General features: G+C 74.3%; 17 protein-coding genes. 12 read left to right on the top strand and 5 right to left on the bottom strand.

The window, feature by feature from the left end; genetic code table 11:
• Nucleotides 1-4: 4 nt before the first annotated feature.
• Entirely contained in the window at nucleotides 5-1,867 is a 1,863-nt protein-coding gene (locus AC07A6_RS03685) for a serine hydrolase domain-containing protein (protein WP_478775934.1), read from the bottom strand.
• Nucleotides 1,868-2,011: 144 nt separating this feature from the next.
• On the opposite strand from AC07A6_RS03685, the gene AC07A6_RS03690 reads away from it, so the two are divergent.
• The 5 genes from AC07A6_RS03690 to AC07A6_RS03710 all read left to right on the top strand — a co-directional run bounded on the left by AC07A6_RS03690 (nucleotide 2,012) and on the right by AC07A6_RS03710 (nucleotide 8,550).
• Nucleotides 2,012-3,127, top strand: a complete 1,116-nt coding sequence (locus AC07A6_RS03690; RefSeq protein ID WP_478775935.1) for a nitronate monooxygenase — start codon at nucleotides 2,012-2,014, stop codon at nucleotides 3,125-3,127.
• A 5-nt stretch (nucleotides 3,128-3,132) separates the two neighbouring features.
• On the top strand, nucleotides 3,133-4,686 hold the full coding sequence (locus tag AC07A6_RS03695; protein ID WP_478775936.1) for an acyl-CoA synthetase: 1,554 nt from the start codon (nucleotides 3,133-3,135) through the stop codon (nucleotides 4,684-4,686).
• A 173-nt stretch (nucleotides 4,687-4,859) separates the two neighbouring features.
• The gene (locus tag AC07A6_RS03700; RefSeq protein ID WP_478775937.1) at nucleotides 4,860-5,780 is read left to right on the top strand and encodes a hypothetical protein; all 921 of its coding nucleotides are present in this window, start codon (nucleotides 4,860-4,862) and stop codon (nucleotides 5,778-5,780) included.
• 104 nt (nucleotides 5,781-5,884) lie between these two features.
• Complete coding sequence (locus AC07A6_RS03705; protein WP_362467329.1) at nucleotides 5,885-7,000, top strand: calcium:cation antiporter; 1,116 nt, start codon at nucleotides 5,885-5,887, stop codon at nucleotides 6,998-7,000.
• A 50-nt stretch (nucleotides 7,001-7,050) separates the two neighbouring features.
• A complete protein-coding gene (locus AC07A6_RS03710) occupies nucleotides 7,051-8,550 on the top strand; it encodes a fatty acyl-CoA synthetase (protein ID WP_478775938.1) in 1,500 nt (499 codons plus the stop codon).
• Between the two features lie 30 nt (nucleotides 8,551-8,580).
• Here the strand turns inward: AC07A6_RS03710 and AC07A6_RS03715 are convergent, their stop codons facing one another.
• Together AC07A6_RS03715 and paaK are read right to left on the bottom strand one after the other, a co-directional pair.
• Nucleotides 8,581-9,465 (bottom strand): YhjD/YihY/BrkB family envelope integrity protein, encoded by an 885-nt coding sequence (locus AC07A6_RS03715; protein ID WP_478775939.1) that lies wholly within the window; start codon nucleotides 9,463-9,465, stop codon nucleotides 8,581-8,583.
• A gap of 101 nt (nucleotides 9,466-9,566) precedes the next feature.
• Entirely contained in the window at nucleotides 9,567-10,892 is a 1,326-nt protein-coding gene (paaK, locus tag AC07A6_RS03720; RefSeq protein WP_478775940.1) for a phenylacetate--CoA ligase PaaK, read from the bottom strand.
• Between the two features lie 146 nt (nucleotides 10,893-11,038).
• Between paaK and AC07A6_RS03725 the strand changes: the two genes are divergently transcribed.
• A complete protein-coding gene (locus AC07A6_RS03725) occupies nucleotides 11,039-11,893 on the top strand; it encodes an alpha/beta fold hydrolase (RefSeq protein ID WP_478775941.1) in 855 nt (284 codons plus the stop codon).
• 118 nt (nucleotides 11,894-12,011) lie between these two features.
• On the top strand, nucleotides 12,012-12,584 hold the full coding sequence (locus tag AC07A6_RS03730; RefSeq protein ID WP_478775942.1) for a hypothetical protein: 573 nt from the start codon (nucleotides 12,012-12,014) through the stop codon (nucleotides 12,582-12,584).
• A 39-nt stretch (nucleotides 12,585-12,623) separates the two neighbouring features.
• On the opposite strand, the gene AC07A6_RS03735 is transcribed toward AC07A6_RS03730, so the two are convergent.
• Nucleotides 12,624-14,255, bottom strand: a complete 1,632-nt coding sequence (locus AC07A6_RS03735) for an acyl-CoA synthetase (protein WP_386274182.1) — start codon at nucleotides 14,253-14,255, stop codon at nucleotides 12,624-12,626.
• Nucleotides 14,256-14,429: 174 nt separating this feature from the next.
• Between AC07A6_RS03735 and AC07A6_RS03740 the strand changes: the two genes are divergently transcribed.
• The 5 genes from AC07A6_RS03740 (at nucleotide 14,430) to AC07A6_RS03760 (ending at nucleotide 19,861) form a co-directional block, all read left to right on the top strand.
• Complete coding sequence (locus tag AC07A6_RS03740; RefSeq protein WP_362467336.1) at nucleotides 14,430-15,230, top strand: crotonase/enoyl-CoA hydratase family protein; 801 nt, start codon at nucleotides 14,430-14,432, stop codon at nucleotides 15,228-15,230.
• Nucleotides 15,231-16,315: 1,085 nt separating this feature from the next.
• Nucleotides 16,316-17,275: a Zn-ribbon domain-containing OB-fold protein gene (locus AC07A6_RS03745; RefSeq protein WP_478775943.1), complete on the top strand. Its 960-nt coding sequence runs from the start codon at nucleotides 16,316-16,318 to the stop codon at nucleotides 17,273-17,275.
• Nucleotides 17,272-18,333 carry a thiolase domain-containing protein gene (locus AC07A6_RS03750; protein WP_478775944.1) on the top strand — a complete coding sequence of 354 codons (1,062 nt, stop codon included), beginning with the start codon at nucleotides 17,272-17,274 and terminating at the stop codon, nucleotides 18,331-18,333. Before AC07A6_RS03745 ends, AC07A6_RS03750 begins: the two co-directional genes overlap by 4 nt.
• The gene (locus tag AC07A6_RS03755) at nucleotides 18,330-19,505 is read left to right on the top strand and encodes a thiolase domain-containing protein (RefSeq protein WP_362467339.1); all 1,176 of its coding nucleotides are present in this window, start codon (nucleotides 18,330-18,332) and stop codon (nucleotides 19,503-19,505) included. Before AC07A6_RS03750 ends, AC07A6_RS03755 begins: the two co-directional genes overlap by 4 nt.
• A 116-nt stretch (nucleotides 19,506-19,621) precedes the next feature.
• Nucleotides 19,622-19,861: a DUF397 domain-containing protein gene (locus AC07A6_RS03760; protein WP_478775945.1), complete on the top strand. Its 240-nt coding sequence runs from the start codon at nucleotides 19,622-19,624 to the stop codon at nucleotides 19,859-19,861.
• Here AC07A6_RS03760 and AC07A6_RS03765 read toward each other — a convergent pair.
• Nucleotides 19,854-20,009, bottom strand: coding sequence for a hypothetical protein (locus tag AC07A6_RS03765; protein ID WP_478775946.1), 156 nt, complete (start codon nucleotides 20,007-20,009; stop codon nucleotides 19,854-19,856). The genes AC07A6_RS03760 and AC07A6_RS03765 overlap by 8 nt on opposite strands.
• Nucleotides 20,010-20,130: the final 121 nt, after the last annotated feature.

Here is a 20,130-nt window from a genome sequence, read left to right on the forward strand (position 1 = left end):
CCGGTCAGTCCGCCGAGCGGGTCCAGCCCGCGGCCTCGACGCGGGACGCGTCCGCCGGACGGTCCTCCGAGAACAGCAGCCGGGCCGGCTCGGCGACCCGCAGCACGTCCACGTACACCCCGCGCCCCACGTAACGGCCGGTCGAGGCGTGGCGGAAGCGGAGCCGGACCTCGCGGCCCTGCGACCAGGCGGGCAGCGGGGCTTCGAGGAGGTGCCAGACGCGGCCCGACCAGCCGCCGGCCGAGCCCGCCGGCCACTCCTCCGGGGCGCCGCCGGTACTGCGCACCGTGCTGAACGGGACGGGCTCCCAGGCGGTCCCGTCCGCGGAGGCCTCCAGGTGGAAGGCCCCCGCGCCGGGCACCGTGTCCCACCACACCGCGCAGCGCAGCCGGGCGCGCGCCGTCGCGGGGGTCAGCGGAGGCAGGGTGAGGGTGCCCGAGCCGCCGGTCTCCATGCCGGAGAACCAGGCCGCGCCACCGTGCTTCGTACGCACCGGCACGGCCCGGGCGAAGCGGTTGCCGGTGGCGACCCGGGGCGCGCTGCCGGCCCGCCAGGTCCGCACGGGGTGGACGGAGTTGCCGAGCAGGACCAGGAAGGAGTCGGTGGAGGGGTCCAGCACCAGGGAGGTGCCGGTGAAGCCGGTGTGCCCGGCGGAGTGCGGGGTGGCCAGGGCGCCCATGTACCAGTGCTGGTAGAGCTCGAAGCCGAGGCCGTGGTCGTCACCGGGGAAGGCGGTGTTGTAGTCGGTGAAGAGCAGCTCGACGGAGGCGGGGCGCAGGATGCGCCGGCCCGCGTAGACCCCGCCGTCGAGCAGGGCGCGGGAGAGGACCGCGAGGTCCCAGGCGGTGCCGAACACGCCCGCGTGGCCCGCGACCCCGCCGAGGGCGTACGCGTTCTCGTCGTGGACCGCGCCCCACACCAGCCCCCGGTCCAGGCCCGACCAGGGCGGGCGCTGCACCTCGGTGGCGGCGGTGACGCGGCGCCAGGAGAGGGGCGGGTTGTAGCGAGTGCGGTGCATCCCGAGCGGAGCGGTGATCTCGTCGCGGAGCAGGACGTCCAGAGTGCGGCCGGTGATCCGTTCCAGGAGCAGCTGGAGCGCGATCAGGTTCAGGTCCGAGTAGCGGTACACCGTGCCCGGGGTGTCCTGCGGCCGCACCGACCACAGCAGCCGCAACTGCCCCTCCCGGGTGGACTCCTGGTAGAACGGCGCCCACGAGCGCAGCCCCGAGGTGTGCGTGAGCAGCTGGCGGACCGTGACCTGCTCCTTGCCGCCCCCGGTGAACTCCGGCAGGTACCGGTCCACCGGCGCCTCCAGCTCCAGCCGGCCCCGCTCCATCTGCTGCACCGCCAGGATGGAGGTGAACAGCTTGCTGAGGGAGGCCAGGTCGAAGACGGTGTCCTCGGCCATGGCGATCCGCTCGGCCGCCGGGAACTCCGCCGGCCGGTCGGCGCGGCCGTCGTAGTCGGCGTACCGCACCGCGTACCCCATCGCCCGGTGCAGGGCGACGGTCCGGCCGCGCCCCGCCAGCACCACGGCCCCGGCGTAGTACGGGTGCTCGGGGGAGGGCCCGAGGAAGCGCCGGGCCTCCTCCGCGACCCCCTCCAGGTGCCCCTCCAGCAGCCCGGCCTGCCGCGCCGACCCGTACCGCAGCCGCAGCCCCTGCAGGGCCCGCCGCTCGGCCGCGCCCGCGGGCGGCCCCGGCAGCGCCGCGTGCAGCACGAGCACCCCGCCCAGCGCCAGCAGCCGCGCCCCGAGCCGCCTGCGGCTCAGCCCCCCGCCCGCGCTTGCGGGCGGGGCCTGCCGGCCGTGCCCGGCATCCGCCCCGGGCTCCTCCGCCCCTGTCTCCGCCCCCGTCGCCTCCACCATGACCGGCCCTCCTGTCCGCCCCGGAACGCTACTGGGTTTCTGCCCGCCCGCCGGGGACCCTCCGCACCGGCCCGCCCGCAAGAATCTGACACTGCATCAGAAAATCTCTTCCCTCGGCCGCCACCCTGCGGCATCCTCACGCCCATGGAGACGGAGCTGAGCAAGAAACTGGGAGTCGAGCACGCCATCTTCGGCTTCACGCCCTTCCCGGCGGTCGCCGCGGCCATCACCCGCGCGGGCGGATTCGGCGTGCTCGGCGCCGTCCGCTACACCGCTCCCGACGACCTCCGGCGCGACCTCGACTGGATGCAGGAGCACACCGGCGGCAAGCCCTACGGCCTCGACGTCGTCATGCCCGCCAAGAAGGCCGTCGACGGCGTCAGCGAGGCCGACATCGAGGCGATGATCCCCGCCGGACACCGCGCCTTCGTCCGCGACACCCTCGCCAAGCACCACGTACCCGAACTCCCCGACGGCGAGGCCTCCGGCTGGCGGATCACCGGCTGGATGGAGCGGGTCGCCCGCGACCAGCTCGACGTCGCCTTCGACTACCCCGTCAAACTCCTGGCGAACGCCCTCGGTTCCCCGCCCGCCGACGTCATCGCCCGCGCCCACGACAACGGCGTCCTCGTCGCCGCCCTCGCCGGCAGCGCCAAACACGCCCGCCGCCACGCCGAGGCCGGCATCGACGTCGTCGTCGCCCAGGGCTACGAGGCCGGCGGCCACACCGGCGACATCGCCACCATGGTCCTCGTCCCCGAGATCGCCGAAGCCGTCGCCCCGCTCCCCGTCCTCGCCGCCGGCGGCATCGGCGGCGGCGAGCAGATCGCCGCCGGACTCGCCCTCGGCGCCCAGGGCGTCTGGCTCGGCTCCCTCTGGCTCACCACCACCGAGGCCGACCTGCACTCCCGCGCCCTCACCGAGAAGCTCCTCGCCGCCGGCTCCGGCGACACCGTCCGCTCCCGCGCCCTCACCGGCAAACCCGCCCGCCAGCTGCGCACCGAGTGGACCGACGCCTGGGACGACCCGGAGGGGCCCGGCGCCCTCCCCATGCCGCTCCAGGGCCTGCTCGTCGCCGAGGCCGTCTCCCGGATCCAGAAGTACGAGGTCCAGCCGCTGCTCGGCACCCCCGTGGGCCAGATCGTCGGCCGGATGAACAGCGAACGCAGCGTCCAGGCCGTGTTCGACGAGCTCACGAGCGGCTTCGAGCGCGCCATCGACCGCATCACCCGTATCGCCGGCCGGTCCCGAGAGGTGTGACCCGCATGAGTGACCAGCTCCCCAACGGCTTCTGGGCGCAGGCCGCCGCCGACCCCGCCCGCACCGTCCTCGTCACCCCCGAGGGCGAGGAGTGGTCCGCCGGCCGGCTGCACGCCGACGTCAACCGCCTCGTCCACGGCCTGCGCGCCGCCGGACTGGAGAAGGGGGACGCCTTCGCCGTCGTCCTGCCCAACGGCGTCGAGTTCTTCACCGCCTACCTCGCCGCCTCCCAGGCCGGCTTCTACCTGGTCCCCGTCAACCACCACCTCGTCGGCCCCGAGATCGCCTGGATCGTCTCCGACTCCGGCGCCAAGGTCCTCATCGCCCACGAGCGCTTCGCCGACGCCGCCACCGCCGCCGCCGAGGAGGCCGGGCTCGACCCCGGCCGGCGCTACGCCGTCGGAGCGGTCCCCGGCTTCCGCCCGTACGCCGGACTCCTCGACGGGCAGAGCGGCGAACCGCCCGCCGACCGCACCCTCGGCTGGGTCATGAACTACACCTCCGGCACCACCGGCCGCCCCCGCGGCATCCGCCGCCCGCTGCCCGGCAAGCTCCCGGAGGAGACGTACCTCGGCGGATTCCTCGGCATCTTCGGCATCCGACCCGCCGACGGCAACGTCCACCTGGTCTGCTCGCCGCTCTACCACACGGCCGTGCTCCAGTTCGCCGGCGCGTCCCTGCACATCGGGCACCCGCTGGTGCTGATGGACAAGTGGGGGCCGGAGGAGATGCTGCGCCTGATCGACCGCCACGCCTGCACCCACACGCACATGGTCCCCACCCAGTTCCACCGCCTCCTCGCGCTCCCGCAGGAGACGAAGGACGCCTACGACGTCTCCTCGATGCGGCACGCCATCCACGGCGCCGCCCCCTGCCCCGACCACGTCAAACGGGCGATGATCGACTGGTGGGGCCGGTGCGTGGAGGAGTACTACGCGGCCAGCGAGGGCGGCGGGGCCTTCGCCACCGCCGAGGACTGGCTGAAGAAGCCGGGCACGGTCGGCCGGGCCTGGCCCATCAGCGAGCTCGCGGTCTTCGACGACGACGGCAACCGGCTGCCCGCCGGGGAACTGGGCACCGTCTACATCAAGATGAACACCGGCGGCTTCAGTTACCACAAGGACGAGGGCAAGACCCGCAAGAACCGCATCGGGGACTTCTTCACCGTCGGCGACCTCGGCCTGCTCGACGAGGAGGGGTACCTCTTCCTCCGCGACCGCAAGATCGACATGATCATCTCGGGCGGGGTGAACATCTACCCGGCCGAGATCGAGTCCGCCCTGCTCACCCACCCGGCCGTCGCCGACGCCGCCGCCTTCGGCATACCCCACGATTCCTGGGGCGAGGAGGTCAAGGCCGTCATCGAACCCGCCGAGGGCTTCGAGGCGGGCGACGCGCTGGCCGCCGAGATCCTGCACCACTGCGAACGGCGGCTCGCCGGCTACAAGCGGCCCAAGTCCGTCGACTTCATCGGGACGATGCCCCGCGACCCCAACGGCAAGCTCTACAAGCGCCGGCTGCGCGACCCCTACTGGGAGGGCCGCGACCAGGTCGTATGACCGCGTGGTCCGACCGGTGCAACCCAGGGGGCCGGTCGGGGGAAGGGGCGGCGGCGCCTGCGGCGGGTGTGCGAGGGCACCGGTGAGATGGAGGGGCGGACCTTCGCGTCCGGTTTCCCCTGCCACTCTCACGCACTCCTCCGGCCGTGCGCGGCCGGGGAGATAAGGAAGTCATGAACGCGAGTACCACCTGCCGCCGCTCCCGGTGCCGGGCCCTGGGCGTCGCGGCCCTCACGGCGGCGGCCGTCACCGGCCAGCTGCTGGTCCTGTCCCCGCCGGCCCTGGCGGACGGCGACCGCGCGCCCCGTGTCGCCGACATCCGGAGCCTGCTGGAACCGCCGCCGGGCCAGGACGACCCCTCCCGGGGCGAACACCCCCGCAGCGAGGACGGTCCGCCCCCCGGGGCCGAGGAGCCGCGGCCGAAGCCGAAGCCGAAGTACCCGCTGCACGGAGTGCAGGAGTTCACCAACGACGGGACCTTCTATCCCCCGCCCGGCGTCACCTCGGTGTTCATCCAGGCCTGGGGTGCCGGCGGCGGTGGCGGCGGTGGCGGTGGCGGCGGCAGCGGCACCAACGTCGGTTCCGGTGGCACCGGTGGTGGCGGCGGCGGTGGCGGCCTCGCGTGGTGCGCCGTCCCGGTGAAGCCGGGGCAGTCGTACGTGGTCGTCCTCGGCGACGGCGGCACCGGCGGTACCGGAGGCGCCGGTGGCACGAGCGGAGGCCCCGGCGCCGCAGGCAACCCGGGCACGGCGGGCACCGCCACCACGCTGGCCTCGCCCCAGGGCGACATCGTGGTCACCGCCGGCGGTGGTGGCGGCGGCGGTGGCGGCGGTGGCGGGACCACCGTCGACGGAGCGGACGGCACGCCCGGCACCGGCGGCACGGCCACCTGCCGCACCGGCGGCGTGACCAGGACCGGGAAGTCCGCGGTCGACAACTTCGGCGGTGGTGCCGTGGACGGGATCATCGCCCTGCCCGAGGACGCCGCCACCGGCGGGTTCGGTGCTGCGGGCGGTGGCAGTGGCACCGCGTCCGGCGGCCGGGGAGGGACGTCGATCGGCAGCGGCGGCGGGTACGCCGTCATCTACTGGTAGTCCGCCCGACTTGGCGTCGACCGGCCGCGGCCCCCGCGCAGGGGCCGCGGCCGGCCCGTGCCGGCGGTCGCGCGGCGGACCACGGCCCGTGGCAGCGTGGGGGCATGAGTACGGCAACGCGCAGATCCCCCCTGACCGACTGGACCCTCCTGGTCCCCGTGGTGGCGCTCGTCGCGCTCGTGTTCAGCTGGGGGCGCGACCTGCCCGGCTTCGCCGTGGCCCTGGTCGCCCTCTGCCTCGCGGGGGCGGTCCTCGCGGCCGTGCACCACGCCGAGGTCGTCGCCCACCGGGTCGGCGAACCCTTCGGCTCGCTGGTCCTCGCCGTCGCCGTCACCGTCATCGAAGTGGCCCTGATCGTCACCCTGATGGCCGATGGCGGCGACAAGACCACCTCCCTCGCCCGGGACACCGTCTTCGCCGCCGTGATGATCACCTGCAACGGCATCGTCGGCCTGTCCCTGCTCGTGGGCGCCCTGCGCAACCGGGTCGCCGTCTTCAACGCCGAAGGCTCCGGAGCCGCCCTGGCCACCGTAGCGACCCTGGCCGTGCTGAGCCTGGTGCTGCCGACCTTCACCACCAGCAAGCCCGGCCCCGAGTTCTCCTCCGCCCAGCTGACCTTCGCCGCCGTCGCCTCCCTCGCCCTCTACGGGCTGTTCATCGCCGTCCAGACGGTCCGCCACCGCGACTACTTCCTGCCCGTGGACACCGGGAGCACCGGCCCGGGCTCCGGCAACGGCGACGACGACCACGCCGAACCCCCCACCGCCCGAGCCGCCCTCATCAGCCTCGGCCTGCTCTTCGTCGCCCTCGTCGCGGTCGTCGGCAACGCCAAGGCCGTCTCCCCGACCATCGAGAAGGGCGTCTCCGACGCCGGACTGCCGCACGCCGTCGTCGGCGTGATCATCGCCCTGCTGGTGCTGGCCCCCGAGACCCTCGCCGCCGTCCGGGCCGCCCGCCGCAACCGCGTCCAGACCAGCCTCAACCTGGCCTACGGCTCCGCCATCGCCAGCATCGGCCTGACCATCCCCGCCATCGCCCTCGCCTCCGTCTGGCTGACCGGTCCGCTGGTGCTGGGCCTCGCGCCGCTCCACATGGTGCTGCTCGCCCTGACCGTGGTCGTCGGCGCCCTGACGATCGTCCCGGGCCGCGCCACCCTGCTCCAGGGCGGCGTCCACCTCGTCCTGCTCGCCGCCTACCTCTTCCTCGCCGTCAGCCCGTAGCGGGCGCGGCGATATTGACCGGGGAGCGCGCCGGGGCGAGGATCGCGCCCATGACGGCAGTGCGGAACAAGACGGTCGACGGGCTCGTACGGGACAGCGCACGGCGCGCCCCCGACCGGGTCGCCATCCGCTACCGGGAGCGGAGCTGGACGTACGGGGAACTCGACACGGCCGTCTCCACCGGCGCGGCCGTGCTGAGGCAGCGGTACGGGCTGGCCGCGGGGGACCGGGTCGCGGCCTTCGCGCACAACTCCGACGCCTACCTGATCGCGTTCCTCGCCTGCGCCCGGGCCGGCCTCACCCACGTCCCCGTCAACCAGAACCTCACCGGCGAGGACCTCGCGCACATCCTCGGCGACTGCGCCGGCGCCCTGGTCCTCGCCGACCCGGACCTGACGGCGCGGGTCCCCGACGGCCACCCCGTACGGGCGCTGCGCGACGCGCCGGGGTCCTTCCTGTCCGAGCTGTCCGAGCCGCTGGCGTACGAGCCCGCCGGCGATCCGGACGCCGTCGTGCAGCTCCTCTACACCTCGGGCACCACGGCCCTGCCCAAGGGCGCGATGATGACCCACCGGGCGCTGGCCCACGAGTACGAGAGCGCGATCGAGGCCCTGGACCTGGGGGAGGCCGACCGGCCCGTCCACTCGCTGCCGCTGTACCACTCGGCGCAGATGCACGTCTTCCTGCTGCCCTACCTGGCGGTCGGCGCGCAGAACACGATCCTGGACGCGCCGGTCGCCGAGGAGGTCTTCGACCTGGTGGAGGCCGGCCGGGCCGACAGCCTCTTCGCGCCGCCCACGGTGTGGATCGCGCTGGCCAACCACCCGCAGTTCGGGCAGCGGGAGCTCGGCGCCCTGCGCAAGGCCTACTACGGGGCCTCGGTCATGCCGGTCCCGGTCCTGGAACGGCTCCGGGCCCGGCTGCCAGGGCTGGGCTTCTACAACTGCTTCGGGCAGAGCGAGATCGGCCCGCTGGCCACCGTCCTGGGGCCCGGGGAGCACGAGGGGCGGATGGAGTCGTGCGGGCGGCCCGTGCGGCACGTGGAGGCCCGGGTCGTGGACGAGGAGGGCGCGGACGTCCCCGACGGCACGGCGGGGGAGGTCGTCTACCGTTCCCCGCAGCTCTGCCTGGGCTACTGGAACGACCCCGGGGCCACCCGGAAGGCCTTCCGGGACGGCTGGTTCCGCTCCGGCGACCTGGCGGTACGGGACGCCGACGGGTACTTCACCGTCGTCGACCGGGTGAAGGACGTCATCAACTCGGGCGGGGTGCTGGTGGCGTCCCGGCAGGTGGAGGACGTGCTCTACACCCACCCCGGGGTGGCCGAGGCGGCGGTGGTCGGGCTGCCCGACGAGAGGTGGATCGAGGCCGTCACGGCGGTGGTCGTGCCCCGCGGGGAGGTCACCGAGGCGGAGCTGATGGCCTACGCCCGGGAGCGGCTGGCGCACTTCAAGGCGCCCAAGCGGGTGCTGTTCGTGGACGTCCTGCCGCGCAACGCCAGCGGCAAGATCCTCAAGCGCGAACTCCGCGACCGCTTCGGGACCGGCTGAGGCACCGCCGCCCGAGGCACCGCCGGCCCGTCACTGCCGCCCGGGACCGCCGGCGTGCCCGTGTCCCTCCCCGTGGCCCTCCCCGTGCCCGTCCGCGGGCGGCAGGACCCCGTCCGCGCGCAGCCGGCGCAGGGTCAGGTGCTCGTGGACGAGGCGGCCGACCATGGCCCCGCCGTAGACCACGAAGCCGACGCCGACGAGCCAGGACTGCACCACCAGCAGCGTCCCGAACGGCCCGTAGGTGACGGCGTTCGAGGCGATCAGCGGGGAGAACACCAGCTGGGAGAAGACGCGCAGGCCCAGCAGCCCGAGGCTCGTCGCCACCGCGCCGGGCAGCAGCGCCCGCCAGCGGACCCGGCCGCCCAGCAGGAGCCGCCCGGAGCTCCAGAAGAACAGGCAGGTCCCGACGGTGTCGCTGAAGGTCCCCACCACGGTGCCCGCCACGCTGTCGTCCGGGGCGGGGATCCCCACCAGCAGCCCGAGGTAGCAGACCAGCAGCGCCAGCCACACGACGTGCCGCCACATGGTGTGCCAGCGGGCCGTGGGCAGGTCCCACACCTTCTCGTAGCCGGTCTGCACGGCGGAGCCGAAGGTCAGCCCGAACACCGCGAGGGCCGCCAGGCCGAAGGCGGTGGTCCGCTCCAGCGCCAGGTCCGCCGCCCCGAACAGCATCTCCACCCGGGCCCGCGAGGACGCCGTCACCCCGAGGGCCTGGCCCAGCCAGCGGCCGAAGTTGGAACCGCTGCCGGGCGCGGCCGCCGCCACGACCACCAGCAGCGGCACCAGGGTGAGGAAGCCCAGGGCGGCGAAGCCCATCGCCCGGTGCATCAGCTCGATCTCCCGGCCGCGGCTCCAGGCCAGGCCGGCCGGGGAGCCCAGGAGCCGGTCGTGGAGGCGCCGGAGGGTCGAGGTCACACTTGATCCCCTACCCGGACGGGCCCGGCCGCTCCCGGAAGCGGTGCCGGAATGGGCCCGAACGGGTGGTTTCGACCGCCCGCCGGTGTGGACCGGCCCGCTCAGGAGGAGTGCGGCTCCCGGAGGTCCCGAACCCGCTTGATCTTGCCGACCGAGCGCTCCAGGCTCTCCGGTTCCACCACCTCGACGGCGACGGACACGCCCACGGACTCCTTGACCGCCCGCACCAGCTCCGCGGCCGCCGCCCGCCGCCTCTCGGAGCCGGCCTCCCGGCGCGCCTCCACCCGCACGGTGAGCGCGTCGAGACGGCCCTCCCGGGTCAGCCGCAGCTGGAAGTGCGGGGCGAGGCCCGGGATGCGCAGGAGTATCTCCTCGATCTGGGTCGGGTAGAGGTTCACCCCGCGCAGGATGATCATGTCGTCGCTGCGGCCGGTCACCTTCTCCATCCGGCGGAAGGCCGGCCGGGCCGTCCCCGGCAGCAGTCGCGTCAGGTCCCGGGTGCGGTAGCGGATGACCGGCATGGCCTCCTTGGTGAGGGAGGTGAACACCAGCTCCCCGGGCTGCCCGTCCGGCAGCACCGCCCCGGTCAGCGGATCGACGACCTCGGGGTAGAAGTGGTCCTCCCAGATGTGCAGGCCGTCCTTGTGCGAGGCGAACTCCTGCGCCACGCCCGGTCCGATCACCTCGGACAGGCCGTATATGTCCACGGCGTCGATGTCCAGCCGGTCCTCGATCTCCCGCCGCATCTCCTCGGTCCAGGGCTCGGCGCCGAAGACGCCGGTGCGCAGCGAGGTCCGGCGCGGGTCGATGCCCTGGCGCTCCATCTCGTCCAGCAGGGTGAGCATGTAGGAGGGGGTCACCATGATGACCTCGGGGCGGAAGTCCTGGATCAGCCTGACCTGGCGGTCCGTCATGCCCCCGGAGGCGGGCACCACCGTGCACCCCAGCCGCTCCGCCCCGTAGTGGGCGCCCAGGCCCCCGGTGAACAGGCCGTACCCGTACGCGACGTGCACGATGTGCCCCGGCCGGGCGCCGGCCGCGCGCAGCGACCGGGCCACGACATCGGCCCAGGTGGCCAGGTCCCCGTCGGTGTATCCCACCACCGTCGGGCGGCCCGTGGTGCCGCTGGAGGCGTGGATGCGGCGCACGTCCGCGCGCGGCACGGCGAACATCCCGAAGGGGTACTGGTCCCGCAGGTCCGCCTTGGTGGTGAGCGGGAAGAGGGACAGGTCGGCCAGCGAACGGCAGTCGTCGGGATGGACACCCGCCTTGTCGAACGCCTGCCGGTAGAAGGCCACGCGGTCGTAGGCCCGGTGCAGGGTCGCCCGCAGCCGCTTCAGCTGGAGCGCCGCGAGCTCGTCGGGGCTCAGCCGCTCGCCCTCGTCCTGGACATCCCCGAGGTCCTCAAGATCTGCACGCGCCGTCATCGCCGCCACCTCATCGCCATCGTCATCGACGCCGTCGTCGAGAGTCGTACCGCCACAGGCCAACCGAACGTTCATTCGGTAGATTGCCGGACCCCGCCGGGTAAATCAATGACTCGAACGAGTGATCGTCTGATCTGATGGCCCGCATGCCTGTATTCACCACCTATGACGGAACCGAACTCGCCTACCACGTGGAGGGCGAGGGCGAACCGCTCGTCTGCCTCCCCGGCGGCGCCATGCGGGCCTCCCGCTACCTGGGGGACCTCGGCGGGCTCTCCGCGGGCCGCCGGCTCATCCTCCTCGACCTGCGCGGCACCGGCGACTCCGCGGCGCCGGCCGACGAGTCCACGTACCGCGCCGACCACCAGGTCGCCGACGTCGAGGCGCTCCGCCTGCACCTGGGCCTGGAACGCATGGACGTGCTGGCCCACTCCGCCGCCGGCAACCTCGCCCTGCTGTACGCCGCCGCGCACCCCGGACGCGTCCGCCGCCTGGTCCTCGTCACCCCGACCGCATGGGCCGTGGACCTCGGGCCGACCCCCGAGGAGAGCCTGGCAGCGGTCCGGTCCCGGGCGGGCCGGGAGCCCTACGACACGGCCATCGCCGCCTACGAACGGCTGTGGGCGGCCGGCGGCGACCCCTCCCCGGAGGACCGGCGCCAGGCGATGGTCCTCGCCTACGGCCGCTGGGACGACCGGGCGCGCGCCCACCTCGCCGCGAGCGACGGCGAGCGCAACCAGGCCGCCGCCCTCGTCTTCGCCGGCCCCGGGGCGTTCGACCCGCCCGCCACCCGCGAGGCGCTGCGCCGCTTCGAAGGCGAGACGCTGGTCCTGGCGGGGGAGCTGGACGGGTACCCGACCGTCGCCGTGGCCGCCGCACTCGCCGGCCTCCTGCCGCGCGGAACCTCCGACGTCCAGCACGGCGCCGCGCACTTCCCCTGGCTCGACGACGCCGACCGGTTCGCGGCCCGCGTGGAACGCTTCCTGGCCACCGGGGCCTGACCCGGCCGGGGGCCGCTTGAGGCCCGCTCGGGACCCTCGCCGCCACGCACGTGCGGCGGCGTAGCATCGCGGATGCGGTCCCGGGGCGGGGGCCGCGGCGGACGAGGGCGGGGGCCGTATGACCAGGAAGCCGATCGCGAAGAACGTGGACGCGCGTACGGCGTGGTGGGAAGGGCTCCCTGCCGGGATCCGCGAACAGGTCGACGGGTACGTCCTCCAGGACTCCATGCTCGCGGCGGTCCGGGTCCTGGTGGACGTCGGCTTCGTCCGCGACGGAGTGGGGGTGGGCACGGCCCAGCTCATCGTCGGTGACCGCTACGCCCACTACGGCGACAGGGTCGCCCGCGAGCCGGACAGCCCCCTCGACCCCGAGTCGCTGGCACTTCGCGCCGACGGTGTCGTCGGCCGTGTCGTGGCGATCGAGGCGATCTGGGACGGGGACACCGTCCACGACTGGTTCGTCGTCCTGCTGGCCGTGGCCGAGGACCCCGACGCCGAGCACGTGCTGGCCACCATCCCCTGGGGTGCGGCCGAACGGCACCTGGGGGAGGGGGCGGACCGCGGTGCGCGGCATCCGTCGGCGGTGGTTGCCGAGCGCGCCGGAGAGGCCCTGGCCGCCCGCCTCCGAGTACCGTTCCACTTCGCGAGTCCCGACACCCCGGACGACGAGGCCCCCCGCTGGAGGGCCTGAGCCCGCGGCCCGGCGGCGGCCCTCGGGTCCGGGCGGCGGTCACGCCCCCGCGTCGGCCTCCGTCGCCACCGCCTTCGCCCAGCGGTAGTCCGCCTTCCCGCTGGGGGAGCGCTGCACCGCCGGTGTGATCACCAGCTGGCGCGGGATCTTGTAGCCGGCCAGCCGCGTCCGGCAGTGGCGCTGGATCTCCTCCAGCGTCGGCTCCGGCGCGCCTTCCCGCACCTGCACCACCGCGGCCACGTGGCTGCCCCACGTCGCGTCCGGGACGCCGGCCACCAGGGCGTCGTACACGTCCGGGTGCGACTTCAGCGCCTGCTCGACCTCCTCCGGGTAGACCTTCTCCCCGCCGCTGTTGATGCACTGCGAGCCGCGCCCCAGCACGGTGACGATGCCCTCCTCGTCGACCGTCGCCATGTCGCCGAGCAGCACCCAGCGCTCGGCGCCCTTCCGGAAGAAGGTCTCCGCCGTCTTCACGGGGTCGTTGTAGTAGCCGAGGGGCACGTGCCCGCGCTGCGCGAGACGCCCGGGGACGCCGACGGCCACCGGCTCGTGCGTCACCGGGTCCACCACCTGCGTACGGTCGTTGACCTGGAGCCGGAACCCCTTCTCCGGGCCCGAGTCGTCCGTCGCCCGCCCGTTGGAACCGGACTCGGACGAGCCGAAGTTGTTCAGCAGCAGGACTCCCGGCACCAGGCGCTGGAACTCGGCGCGGACGGTCTCCGACATGATCGCCCCCGAGGAGGAGACGCTGAACAGCGATGACAGGTCCGTCCCCTTGAGCGGGCCGTTCAGGGCGTCGATCAGCGGCCGCAGCATCGCGTCGCCGACCAGCGAGACGCTCGACACCTTCTCCTTCTCTATGGTGCGCAGCACCTCCTCGGGGGCGTACTTGCGGTGGATGACCACCCGCTGGCCGTAGTTGAAGGCGATGAACGAGGTGAGCGTCGACGTGCCGTGCATCAGCGGGGGAGCGGGGAAGAAGGTGAGTCCGGCGCCGCGCGCCGCGACCCGCTCGGCCAGCTCTTCCGGCCGCTTCACCGGCTCGCCCGAGGGCTCCCCGCCGAACAGCCCCGCGAAGAACAGGTCCTCGGCCCGCCACATGACGCCCTTGGGCATCCCGGTCGTGCCGCCGGTGTAGATGATGAACAGGTCGTCGGGGCTGCGCTCCGGGAAGCCGCGCTCCGGGGACCCGGCCGCCTCGGCGTCCTCGTACGCGACCGGCGCCACGGCCGGCTCCGGCGCGCCGGCGGGCGCAGGGCCGACCCGGAGGAGATGGCGCAGCTTCGTCGTCTGCGGCAGCGCGGCGGCCACCCGCTCCGTGAACTCGCCCTCGAAGACGAGCGCCGCGAGGTCGGCGTCGTTGTAGAGGTAGACCAGCTCCTCCTCCACGTACCGGTAGTTGACGTTCACCGGCACCAGGCGGGCCTTGAGGCAGGCCAGTACGGTCTGCAGGTACTCGATCCCGTTGTAGAGGTGCAGCCCCACGTGCTCGCCGGGCCGCAGCCCGCGCTCCAGCAGGTGGTGCCCGACGCGGTTCGCCGCCGCGTCCAGTTCCGCGTACGTCAGGCGGCGCTCGGCGCCGGTCCCGGGGTGGTCGACGTACACCAGCGCCTCGCGGTCCGGGACCACGTCCACGACCGATTCGAACAGGTCGGCAAGGTTGTACTCCACCGTTCCTCCTGACCCGAAAGTGCTCACGGCTGGACTGCTCGGCGGTCATTAGAGCGCCGCCCGGTCCAAGTGGGAAGGGCGCACGCCAAGAAATCTGACTGGGTGTCAGAAAACTATTGAACTGCACCCGGCCCTCCTGCAACCTGTTCTAGGTCTTGAGACGGGAGGACGGCAATGGGTGGGACGGAACACCTGACCGTGGAGCGCCGGGGCGCCACGCTGGTGCTCACCATGAACAGGCCGGAGGCGAAGAACGCGCTCTCGCTTCCCCTGCTGGTGGGCCTGTACGACGGCTGGCTGGAGGCGGACGCGGACGACACCGTCCGCTCGGTGGTCCTGACGGGCGCCGGCGGCGACTTCTGCGCCGGCATGGACCTCAAGGCGCTGGCCGGCCGGGGCATGGCGGGCGACCAGTACCGGGACCGCCTCAAGGCCGACCCCGACCTGCACTGGAAGGCGATGCTCCGTCACCACCGGCCGCGCAAGCCGGTGATAGCGGCGGTCGAGGGCTACTGCGTGGCGGGCGGCACCGAGATCCTCCAGGGCACCGACATCCGCGTGGCGGGGGCGGGGGCCACGTTCGGGCTGTTCGAGGTCAGGCGGGGCCTGTTCCCGATCGGCGGCTCCACGGTCCGCCTGCCCCGGCAGGTCCCGCGCACGCACGCGCTGGAGATGCTGCTGACGGGGCGTCCGTACTCGGCGGAGGAGGCGGCGCGGATCGGGCTCGTGGGGCGGGTGGTGCCGGACGGTACGGCGCTGGAGGCCGCGCTGGAGACGGCGGAGCTGATCAACGCGTGCGGGCCGCTGGCGGTCGAGGCGGTGAAGGCCTCGGTGTACGAAGCCGCCGAGCTGACGGAGACGGAGGGGCTGGCCGCCGAACTGGTACGGGGCTGGCCCGTCTTCGACACGGCCGACGCGAAGGAGGGGGCGCGGGCCTTCGCGGAGAAGCGGCCGCCGGTCTACCGCCGAGCCTAGGCGCTGGCCGCGCGTGCACCGGACCCCCTCGGGGCACCCCCCGAGCCTCGCACCGGGCCTGCGGCCCGGGACCCGGCATTGGGCCTGCGGCCCGGGACCCCGCACTGGGCCTGCGGCCCTGGGCCCCGCATCGGGCCTGTGGCCTTGGGCCCCGCATCGGGCCTGTGGCCTTGGGCCCCGCACTGGGCCTGTGGCCCTGGGCTCCGCATCGGGCCTGTGGCCCCGACCCCGCACCGGGCCTGTGGCTCTGGGCCCGCATCGGGCCTGTGGCCCGGGACCTGCCGTGTGCCCGTGTCCGGCGTCGGACCTGCGGTCCGAGCCCTACGGGGCCTGCGGCCGGGACCCGTTCCGTGCTTGCGGCCGGGCGTTGGACCTGCGGTCCGAGTCCTGTGGGGCCTGCGGCCGGGACCCGCTGTGTGCTGGCGGCCAGCGTCGGGTGTCGGACCTGCGGTCCTGGCCGGTGTCGGGCTTGCGGCGCCCGGGCCCGCTCTGTGCTTGCGGCCGGGCGTCCGGCGTTGGGCCTGCGGTCCGGCCCACCGGGGCCTGCGGCCGGGACCCCGATCTGTGCCTGCGGCGGCCCGGCTCGGGTGCCGGGCCTGGGGTCCGTGCCCGGGCACGGTGGCGGGCATGCGGCCCGAGCCCGGGCCGGGCGTGTGGCCTGGGCCCGACCTGGGCCTGCGGCGAGGCGTCGGGTGGGGCCGGCACGGACCCGGGTCGGGCCTGCGGCCCGGACCCGTTCTGTGCCTGCGGCCCGCGTCGGGCCTCGGGTCCGGGCCCGGCGGGGCTTGGGCACCGGGCCCGCTCTGTGCCTGCGGGGTCCGGAGGCGGGTCGGCGTTCCGGCCCGGGCCAGGCAACCCCTCTCCGCCTGCGGGCCCCGACCTGCCCGGTCTGTGGCTGCGGGCTGGGCTCGTGGTCCGAGCCCCGCACGTGGGCAGTGGCCCGGACTCCGTGTGCGGCCTGCGGGCCGGGGCCGTGGGCCCGGGCTCCGGGCGCGGTCCGCGGCCCCGGCCGGGCTGTGGGGGCGGGCCTGCGGCAGAGGTTTCGTACCGCGTCGACATCCCTTCCGAGAATCGGAGAGACAACCATGACAGCCGCTTCCCCGCCCGAGGTGCTGCGTGCGCCCCTCGTCGTCGAGTTCCCCTTCACCCGGTCCCTCGGGCCCGTGCAGAGCGCCTTCCTGACCGGGCTCCGGGAGGGCGTCGTGCTCGGCGTCAGGACCTCCGACGGGCGGGTCATGGTGCCGCCCGCCGAGTACGACCCCGTCACCGCCGAGGAGATCCGGGAGCTCGTCGAGGTCGCCCCCACCGGGACCGTCACCACCTGGGCCTGGAACGGCGAACCCCGCCCCCAGCAGCCCCTCGGCACCCCCTTCGCCTGGGTCCTCGTACGGCTCGACGGCGCCGACACCGCGATCCTGCACGCCCTCGACGCCCCCGGCCCCGACGCCGTGTCCACCGGGATGCGGGTGCGCGTCCGCTGGGCCGCCGAGCGCACCGGGGCCATCACCGACATCGCCTGCTTCGAGCCCTGCGAGGGGCAGGAGCGGGGGAGCGCCGGCCCGCACGACGGGGTGTTCGCCGAGCCCGTCACCGGCATCGTCGCCGAGGCCCGCCTCGACTACACCTACAGCCCCGGCCGCGCCCAGACCGCCTACATCAACGCCCTCTCCGAACGGCGCACCGTCGGCGAACGCTGCCCCTCCTGCCACAAGGTGTACGTCCCCCCGCGCGGCGCCTGCCCCACCTGCGGGGTGGCCACCACCGACCGCGTCGAGGTCGGCCCGGCCGGGACCGTCACCACCTTCTGCATCGTCAACATCAAGGCGCGCAACCTCGACATCGAGGTCCCCTACGTCTACGCCCACATCGCCCTCGACGGCGCCGGCCTCGCCCTCCACGGCCGGATCGGCGGCATCCCGTACGACCAGGTCCGCATGGGCCTGCGCGTCGAGCCGGTGTGGACCGACGGCGGCCGCTACCCCGACCACTACCGCCCCACCGGCGAGCCGGACGCTGACTACGACGCGTACAAGGAGCTGCTGTGACGATCCGATACGCCCGCGAGGTGGCCGTCGTCGCCTTCGCCCAGAGCGACCACCAGCGCCGCACCGACGAACTCAGCGAAGTCGAGATGGTGATGCCCGTCCTGCACCAGGTGCTGGCCGCCACCGGCCTCAAGGCGGGCGAGATCGGCTTCACCTGCTCCGGCTCCAGCGACTACCTCGCCGGCCGGGCCTTCTCCTTCACCATGACCCTCGACGGGGTCGGCGCCTGGCCGCCGATCTCCGAGTCGCACGTCGAGATGGACGGCGCCTGGGCGCTCTACGAGGCCTGGGTCAAGATCCAGACCGGCGAGGCCGACACCGCGCTCGTCTACTCGTACGGGAAGTCCTCGCCCGGATCCGTACGCGACGTCCTCACCCGGCAGCTCGACCCCTACTACCTCGCCCCCCTCTGGCCCGACTCGGTGGCCCTCGCCGCCCTCCAGGCGCAGGCGCTGATCGACGCGGGCGAGACCGACGAGCGCGCGCTCGCCGCCATCGGCGCCCGCAGCCGGGCCGCCGCCGGGGCCAACCCGCACGCCCAGCTCAGCGGCCCCGTCCCGCAGGGCGACTACCAGGTGCGGCCGCTGCGCACCGGCGACTGCCCGCCCGTCGGGGACGGCGCGGCCGCCGTCGTCCTGGCCGCCGGCGACACCGCGCGGCGGCTGTGCGAACGGCCCGCCTGGATCACCGGCATCGACCACCGCATCGAGGCGCACTCCCTCGGCCTGCGCGACCTCACCGACTCCCCGTCCACCCGGACCGCCGCCGAGCACGCCGGGCTCTTCGACGCCCCCGTCGACACGGCGGAACTGCACGCCCCGTTCTCCTCCCAGGAGGTCGTGCTCCGCAAGGCCCTCGGACTCGGCGCGGCGGTGGCCGTCAACCCCTCGGGCGGGGCGCTCGCCGCCAACCCGATGATGGCCGCCGGCCTGATCCGGATCGGCGAGGCGGCCGCCCGCATCCACCGCGGCGAGTCCCGCCGGGCCGTCGCGCACGCCACCTCCGGCCCCTGCCTCCAGCAGAACCTGGTCGCCGTCCTGGAAGGGGACCCCGCATGAACACACCGGGCAAGGAGCCCGTGGCCGTCGTCGGGATCGGCCAGACCAAGCACGTCGCCGCCCGGCACGACGTCTCCATCGCCGGCCTGGTCCGCGAGGCAGCGGCCCGCGCCCTCGCCGACGCGGAGCTGACCTGGGCCGACGTCGACGCCGTCGTCATCGGTAAGGCCCCCGACTTCTTCGAGGGCGTGATGATGCCGGAGCTCTACCTGGCCGACGCCCTCGGCGCGGTCGGCAAACCGATGCTCCGCGTCCACACGGCCGGGTCCGTCGGTGGGTCCACCGCCCTGGTCGCCGCCAACCTGGTCGCGGCCCGGGTCCACCGCACCGTCCTGACCCTGGCCTTCGAGAAGCAGTCCGAGTCCAACGCCATGTGGGGCCTCTCGCTGCCCGTCCCCTTCCAGCAGCCGCTGCTCGCGGGCGCGGGCGGCTTCTTCGCCCCGCACGTGCGCGCGTACATGCGGCGCACCGGCGCCCCCGACTCGGTGGGCTCGCTCGTCGCGTACAAGGACCGGCGCAACGCGCTGAAGAACCCGTACGCGCACCTGCACGAGCACGACATCACCCTGGAGAAGGTCCAGGCATCGCCGATGCTCTGGGACCCGATCCGCTACTCCGAGACCTGCCCCTCCTCGGACGGCGCCTGCGCGATGGTCCTCACCGACCGTGCGGGCGCGGCCCGTTCGCCGAAGCCGCCCGCCTGGGTGCACGGCGGGGCGATGCGCAGCGAGCCGACGCTCTTCGCGGGCAAGGACTTCGTCTCGCCGCAGGCCGGCAAGGACTGCGCGGCCGACGTCTACCGGCAGGCCGGGATCACCGACCCGCGCCGGGAGATCGACGCGGTCGAGATGTACGTGCCGTTCTCCTGGTACGAGCCGATGTGGCTGGAGAACCTGGGCTTCGCGCAGGAGGGCGAGGGCTGGAAGCTCACCGAGGCGGGGGTCACCGAACTGGACGGCGACCTCCCGGTGAACCCCTCCGGCGGGGTGCTGTCCACCAACCCGATCGGCGCCTCGGGCATGATCCGCTTCGCGGAGGCGGCCCTCCAGGTCCGCGGCCAGGCCGGGGAGCACCAGGTCCCGGGGGCCCGCCGGGCGCTGGGACACGCGTACGGCGGCGGCGCGCAGTTCTTCGCGATGTGGCTGGTGGGCGCGGAGCCGCCGCGCTCCTGACCGGGGCCGGTGCGCCGGACCGGCCGCGGGTCCCGCCCGCGGCCTGTGCGGCGCCCGCCCCGGTCGCTACCCTGGGCCCCCGGACGACGACGTACCGTACCGGGAGGAGCACGCACGTGGCGGAGAGCACGGTTCCACAGCCCGTCGCCGGCTGGGGCAGGCCCGCACTCGATCTCAGCGGGGCCGACTGGCAGTCCGGCAGCCGGGGGGTGGGCGGCGTCGAGATCGCCTTCGTGGAGGGGTTCGTCGCGATGCGCAACGGCGAGCGCCCCGACGGCCCCTCACTGGTCTTCGCGCCGCGCGAGTGGCGCAAGTTCGTCCTGGGGACGCGGGGCGGACGCTTCGGCCTCAACTAGGCCGTCTGGTCCGGGCCGTCAGCCGCAGGGCGACCGGCAGCCCGTGCTCCCCGGACACCGTGCCCAGGTGCTCGCCGGCGAAGGCGTCCTCCAGTCCGGCGCGGACCGCGCGCACCGGTTCCGCGGCGCCGTCCAGTCCGGCGGTCATGGGGCCGGCCGGCCGGGCGCGCGGGCGCGCGGCGGCGGACGTCCACCGTCGCCGCCCTCGCCGCGGCCCTCCGGAAGTGACCGCCAGGAACAGAAGATCGGATTCTTTCCCGATAGTGGGA

The sequence above is a fragment of the Streptomyces sp. NPDC044002 genome, assembly GCF_056434525.1.